Source organism: Paenibacillus sp. DMB5, from assembly GCF_001517085.1.
GTDB lineage: Bacteria > Bacillota > Bacilli > Paenibacillales > Paenibacillaceae > Paenibacillus_AQ.
On sequence record NZ_LRAC01000035.1, the window covers coordinates 1 to 6,440 of the forward strand.

General features: G+C 54.3%; 5 protein-coding genes. 3 read left to right on the plus strand and 2 right to left on the minus strand.

Annotated elements, in window-relative coordinates:
* A partial coding sequence (locus AWJ19_RS06695; RefSeq protein WP_198536479.1) for a DEAD/DEAH box helicase occupies positions 1 to 1,977 on the plus strand: 1,977 nt, incomplete at its 5' end.
* Between the two features lie 638 nt (positions 1,978 to 2,615).
* Positions 2,616 to 2,936 (plus strand): hypothetical protein, encoded by a 321-nt coding sequence (locus tag AWJ19_RS34605; RefSeq protein ID WP_128083525.1) that lies wholly within the window; start codon positions 2,616 to 2,618, stop codon positions 2,934 to 2,936.
* 24 nt (positions 2,937 to 2,960) lie between these two features.
* Here AWJ19_RS34605 and AWJ19_RS06705 read toward each other — a convergent pair whose 3' ends face one another.
* Positions 2,961 to 3,755 carry a hypothetical protein gene (locus AWJ19_RS06705; protein WP_068722323.1) on the minus strand — a complete coding sequence of 265 codons (795 nt, stop codon included), beginning with the start codon at positions 3,753 to 3,755 and terminating at the stop codon, positions 2,961 to 2,963.
* 610 nt (positions 3,756 to 4,365) lie between these two features.
* Between AWJ19_RS06705 and hflX the strand changes: the two genes are divergently transcribed.
* A complete protein-coding gene (gene hflX, locus AWJ19_RS06710) occupies positions 4,366 to 5,634 on the plus strand; it encodes a GTPase HflX (protein WP_068722325.1) in 1,269 nt (422 codons plus the stop codon).
* A 95-nt stretch (positions 5,635 to 5,729) separates the two neighbouring features.
* Here the strand turns inward: hflX and AWJ19_RS06715 are convergent.
* A partial coding sequence (locus AWJ19_RS06715; RefSeq protein WP_198536480.1) for a collagen-like protein occupies positions 5,730 to 6,440 on the minus strand: 711 nt, incomplete at its 5' end.

The window sequence follows — 6,440 nt, forward strand, 5'->3', positions numbered from 1 at the left end:
CCGCGCCTGCGCGCCCGGATCAGCTCCGGCGAAGGCAGCCGCGGCGGCGGCAGGTCGCTGTTCGGGCTGGATGCGCTGGTCGACTTCGACTGGCGCATCTCGATCGGCGACGCCGACCTCTCGGAGGCGGAGTTCGCCGAGCTGGTCGCCCGCGGCGAACGGCTCGTTCAGTTCCGGGGCAAGTGGATCCCGCTTGACCCCGCCCTGCTGGCCCAGATTCAGCGGGCCATGGCCGGTATGGACAAGTCGCACGGCTTGTCCTTTCAGGATGTGCTGCAGCTGCACCTGCTGGGCAGCGGCGAAGAGGGCGGCGATGCGGAAGCCGCAGCGGAGCAGGCCGAACAGCAGGCAGCGCGCGTGCGGCTGGAGGTGGAGCTGAACGAGCAGCTCGTTCAGCTGATCGGACAGCTCGGCCAGCGGGCTGAGTGGCCGAGGCCGGCTGTGCCGGCCGGGCTGCAGGCGGAGCTGCGCAGCTACCAGCATGAAGGCTTCGCCTGGCTGGCCTTCCTCCGCCGCTTCGGCCTCGGCGCTGTCCTGGCCGACGACATGGGCCTCGGCAAAACCGTGCAGCTGATCTCCTATCTGCTGCACATGAAGGAGGCCGGCCCGGATGCGGGCGGGCCGCAGACCGATCCGCCGGGCTGGCCGGCGCTGATCATCTGCCCGACCTCCGTGCTCGGCAACTGGCAGAAGGAGCTGCAGCGCTTCGCTCCTTCCCTGAACGTCATGCTGCACTATGGCGGCAGACGGCTGAACGCCGGATATTTCTACGGCGCGGCCTCCCAGGCTGATGTGGTCCTGACCTCGTATGCTACAGCAGCACTTGACCAGGAGCTGCTCCAGCAGTTCACCTGGGCTGCCGTCTGCCTCGATGAGGCGCAGAATATCAAGAATGCCGGGACCAAGCAGTCTTCAGCGGTGCGCAGCTTCCCGGCGCTGCACCGGATTGCTCTTACCGGTACGCCGATTGAGAACCGGCTGTCCGAGCTGTGGTCCATCTACGACTTCATCACGCCGGGATACCTGGGCACGGCCAAATCCTTCCAGGACAGGTTCGCGAATGCGATTGAGAAGGAGCGGAATCCCGAGCGGACGGCCGATCTCCAGAAGCTGGTGAAGCCGTTCATGCTGCGCCGCAAAAAGAAAGACCCGAGCATCCAGCTGGATCTGCCGGACAAAAACGAAATGAAGACCTATGTCAATCTCACAGCAGAGCAGGCAGCGCTTTATGACCAGAATGTGACCGGACTGCTGGAGAAAATGAACAAGCTGGAAGGAATTGAGCGCAAAGGTGCCATTCTTGCTGCACTCACCAGCCTCAAGCAGCTCTGCGATCACCCGGTGCTGCTGACGAAGGAAGCCCTTCCGGAGACAGCGGATGGTCTTGATGCTGCTTCCCTGATCGAGCGCTCCTCCAAGCTGGAGCGGCTGCTCGCGATGGTGCGGGAGCTGCGTGAAGAGAATGAGCGCTGCCTGATCTTTACCCAGTATGTCGGCATGGGCCAGATGCTCCAGTCCGTGCTTCAGCAGGAGCTGAAGGAGCCTGTGCTGTACTTAAACGGCAGTACCTCCAAGCAGGCCCGCGACCGCATGATTGAGCAGTTTCAGACTCCGGCTCCGCCGGACGGAGCTCCGCCTGCTGCGGATCAGCCGAATGTATTCATTCTTTCACTCAAGGCAGGCGGCGTAGGCCTCAATCTGACGGCAGCCAATCACGTATTCCACTTCGACCGCTGGTGGAATCCGGCCGTAGAGAATCAGGCCACCGACCGCGCCTACCGGATGGGCCAGACCAAGGATGTACAGGTGCACAAATTCATCTCGCTCGGCACGCTGGAGGAGCGCATTGACGAGATGCTGGAGAGCAAGCAGCAGCTCAGTGATGACGTCATCTCCGGCTCCGAGAACTGGATTACCGAGCTGAATAATGATGCGCTGAAGGATTTGTTCACGCTGCGGCGGGAATGGGTGGGCTGATTATTTTACAGAGGTGCCGGGCTGCGGATGCTCTAGATGTATAACAGGGGTCTATTTAACAGGCCATTTTACCCCGCCACCGCCACACTAAACCGGATAGGTGCATTTTGTACACTTAAAAACGGCCACCACAAGCACCGGGGGACCTATAAATGTAGTTTGTGCAATTAAATCTGTCTGAAATGACTGAAACAGCCCTTTTTCGGCTTTTTAATTGTACGAAATACAGTTAAACGGGCATCAGAGAGGAAAATCGGTGTTTTAGTTGTATAAAGTGCAGTTAAGCCAGATGGTTGCTAATGAATCAGCCGGGCACGTAACGGCATAAGCCCGAATATTTCAAAAAAGACGGTCCGCGACGGGCCGTCTTTTTCATTTCCATAGTGTATAATATTGGAATTGGTATTACATAGTTTCCCGGGAAATGAGGAGCTAAAATGCGGCTGAATACACTTATACTTACCGTACTCATAATGGTATGTTCAATCCTAGTCTCTGCCTGTTCAAGGCAAGAGCCTGCTGCCGTAAGCAACAATGTTACCGAGGCAATGAGCGTAGCCAGTACCTACAAGAGGGCTGAACTTGAAGCTGATCTTCCGGCTGCGCAGGAGGAAATCGCAGTACAGGAGCAGGCAAAAATGGACGAAATCCGCAGCCTGACTACATCAGCATTTTTCGATGCGCCGGCAAACAACAAGGGATATTCTCCGGCTCCCAGGCTCTCTTTTCTTAAACAGCACAATCTCCGGATCACCTTCATTAGCTTTACAGAAATGAATACCACAGAAGCATCTGTCGGGCTTACCTATACAGGCACTCTCCGCTTCGGAGAAGCTGCTGGCGATAAACTGACTCTGGAAGGGACGATCCAGCTTATAAAAACAGGAGGCACCTGGAAAGTAGACCACGACAACTACAATACCGCGGACATCTCCGGCTTACTGGATAATTCTCGTTGAAGGTGTACTAATTCCAGCAACATCTCACCACTGCTCTGACATTCTAAACGTAACAGCCACATTGTCCTCACCGGCAAGCGAGCTGATGACAAGCGTTATAGGCTCTTCCTGCAGATCGTAGAGCAGCAGCTGGCTATGCAGATTCACCGAAACATTCTGATAAGCACCGGAAATCCCCGACCCGAGCCCCTGTGTAATCACCCTCCCGCCCGTTACTGCCGTACAGGTATAATTGACCTGCAGTGCAGTTCCGGCTGCAGGAATTGCGGTGGTCGGGGTCGGGAAATTGACAAAGCTGCCGTTGACCGTACCGCCTGCCACCAGCTGATAACGGACCGGTGTGGAGGCGAGGATCTCCAGGCTGTCCGCTCTCAGCTCAGCTGCAACTGCCTCTGGTATTGCAGTTAACCCGCTCCTGCGGAAACTGATTGCAGCAAAATCAGTGGCCGTCAGTGATATATTGTCACGAAACTCCGAGGTGATCCGGCTTACCGCAGTCCGCATCAGCTTAACCGGATAATAGGTGCCCGCGCTGTCGATCAGAAAAATCTGGACGTGTACATTCTCCTGGGAATACACCAGATTAAATTGAAAAAAATCCTGCACAATATTATAGGTTCTGCTGATAACTTCCTCATAATCCAGTTCAAACAATTCCTGAACGAACAGCGTGCCAGGGCTCACATCATTATTCAGGCCTGTCAAATAAACTACGGCTCTGGACGTACCGTTGTTGACTACTTTGATAACAGCCTGGCTTATCGGGCCCAGACCGGGTATGGAATTGCTTGTCAGCGTATTCGAAGTAAATACAGGCATTCCGCTTTCCTCCTCTCCAGGCAACCTCAGATTCTATATACTATGCAGACAAGTTTAGAAGTTTCTGGATTAGTCTTATATCCGTAAGTCTGTTTGCCAAAAAATGACGGATATGCTAAGCTTAATTCAACTTTTAGGAACGGAGGGTTGCAAATGAATGTGATAGATTTTATCCGGATTCGTACTTTGCGCGGCTAATCAGATATGAATAGCGCTAAAGTTCTGCCCATGTGCAGAGGTCTCAGGATAGGTCTATCCATTTTTAAAGGCAACCCATAATGTATGCAGGCTGACCGTTGTTACGGCCGGAAGCAGCCTGCGCCTTTAGAAATCGCATCTCTATAGCTTTTGATCCACCCGGTCCGTCATAACGGAGATACTATTTTATTTTCTGTTTACGCACCGGCTGCTCCTGATCATTCCAGCTGTAGAGTGTACCTGCTGGCAGGTAACGTGCGTACGCGGCATGTTACCTCTGGTCTATTCTGTTACCTCAATTGCAAGCACAGGCAGATAACGCCTGTGCTTTTTCATGTCGGTTAGACCGCAGCCTACCTGTCCTTCGCCTGTCTTTACTCTATTTTTAAAATCTCAGGAGGTTGTTCACCATATGGAAACCACTCAACAGCAAGCGATTATTGTCGGGATACAGCTGCAGAATGATACAAACTTTGCTTATTCCATGGAGGAGCTGCGCAATCTGGCCGCTGCCTGCAATATTACCGTAATTGGCGAACTGAGCCAAAAGGCCAGCCGGATTAACCCCTCCCACTATCTGGGCACCGGTAAAATCCAGGAGCTGGCCGCAATGGTGCAGGATGAGGACACCGTTATTATTTTTAACGATGAGCTGACGCCTTCCCAAATCCGCAATCTGGAATCATCGCTTGACCGCCAGGTTATTGACCGGACCATTCTGATCCTCAATATCTTTGCCGACCGGGCCAAAACGAAAGAGGCACAGCTGCAGGTTGAAGTTGCCCAGCTGCAGTATATGCTCCCCCGGCTGACGGGCATGCGCGAATCATTAGGCCGCCAGGGCGGCGGATCGGGCCTGAAGAACAGAGGTGCCGGTGAAACAAAGCTGGAGCTCGACCGCAGAAGAATTGAGGAACGGATTACCGCACTGCAGACGGAGCTGCAGGCTCAGGTTGAACGGCGTCAGATCCAGCGGAAACAGCGCCATAAAAATGAGGTGCCGGTGGTCTGTCTCGTCGGTTATACCAATGCGGGCAAGTCCAGCCTGCTGAATGCTATGGTTGAGACTTATCATCCCGGCTCCAATAAACAGGTATTTGCCAAAAATATGCTGTTCGCCACTCTGGAAACTTCGGTACGCAGCATCAGGCTGCCTGATCATAAAACCTTCCTGCTAACCGATACAGTAGGCTTTGTCAGCCAGCTGCCCCATCATCTGGTCAAAGCGTTCCGCTCTACCCTGGAGGAGGTAACCGAAGCTGACCTGCTGATTCATGTCGTAGATGCCTCAGATCCGCAGCATGAGCAGCATATGGCTGTTACTACCGAAACGCTGAAAGCGCTTGGGGCTGACGGCATCCCTACCGTGTATGCCTACAACAAAGCAGATCTGACCGGGCGTGCATATCCGGCTGTTGAGGGCGACTCGGTTACTTTGTCCGCTAAACAGAGCAGCGGGATTGCCGAGCTTACGGGACTGATCCGCTCACATGTGTTCAATGACTACATTCAGTGCGAAATTCTGATTCCGTATGACCGCGGCAGCATTGTCTCTTATTTTAATGAACATGCCCATGTCCAGGAGGTCAGCTACGAGGAGCAGGGTACAAAGCTGGTGCTGGAATGCCGGGCTGCCGACTATGAGCGGTTCCGCGGGGATTTTGTAGAGCTTTCAAACTAACTTTATCATGCTAAAAGTGTAAAAGAGCCGGCTCCGGGATCGCTCCCGGGAACCGGCTCTTTTTGTTATTCAGCTGTTGCCGGACAGGCCGGACATTAAGTCAGCCGGACAACAGACCAGACAATACCCGAGGAGTCGCCGCCCAGATCCAGCGGAACCGTCAGGCCGTCTGCCTCATAGAACAGCCCGATTACATCGCCAGCGTTCAGCAAAAAGTCACCCGTCAGTGTGACCGTGCCATTGCCCAGAATTGTTCTAAGTGTTAAAACAAGGGCTACGTTGACATTAAGCAGCGGGAACAGTCCGCTTACCAGGTCGGTTGTGGCCGGGGAGGTTCTCCGGATTACAAAAGCCGGATTCGTGCCTGCGCCTAAAGAGATTGTGATAGCCGCAGTCGTTGAATAGTTGATGGTTGCCTCAAAAGAGTACCGGCCGGTTACAGGAACAGTATAGTTACCCGTCACCTCGTCGAAAGTGGCACTGTCATAATAAGGTGTCGTTACAGTCCAGCCTGTAAGCTGAGTACTTGTGGCTGCAGAGAATGTAGGCAAAAATGCCGAGAATCCTTCCGTGGCCACCCCTGCTCCCGTGGCTCCAGTTACCCCGGTAACACCGGTGACGCCTGTAGCTCCCGTCTCTCCGGTCGCTCCTGTCGCACCTGTCAACCCGGTTGCCCCTGTCTCTCCAGTCGCGCCTGTTACACCAGTTGCTCCGGTCAACCCGGTTGCTCCTGTCTCCCCAGTTGCACCAGTTACACCAGTCGCTCCCGTCTCTCCAGTGGCTCCCGTTACACCAGTTGCTCCTGT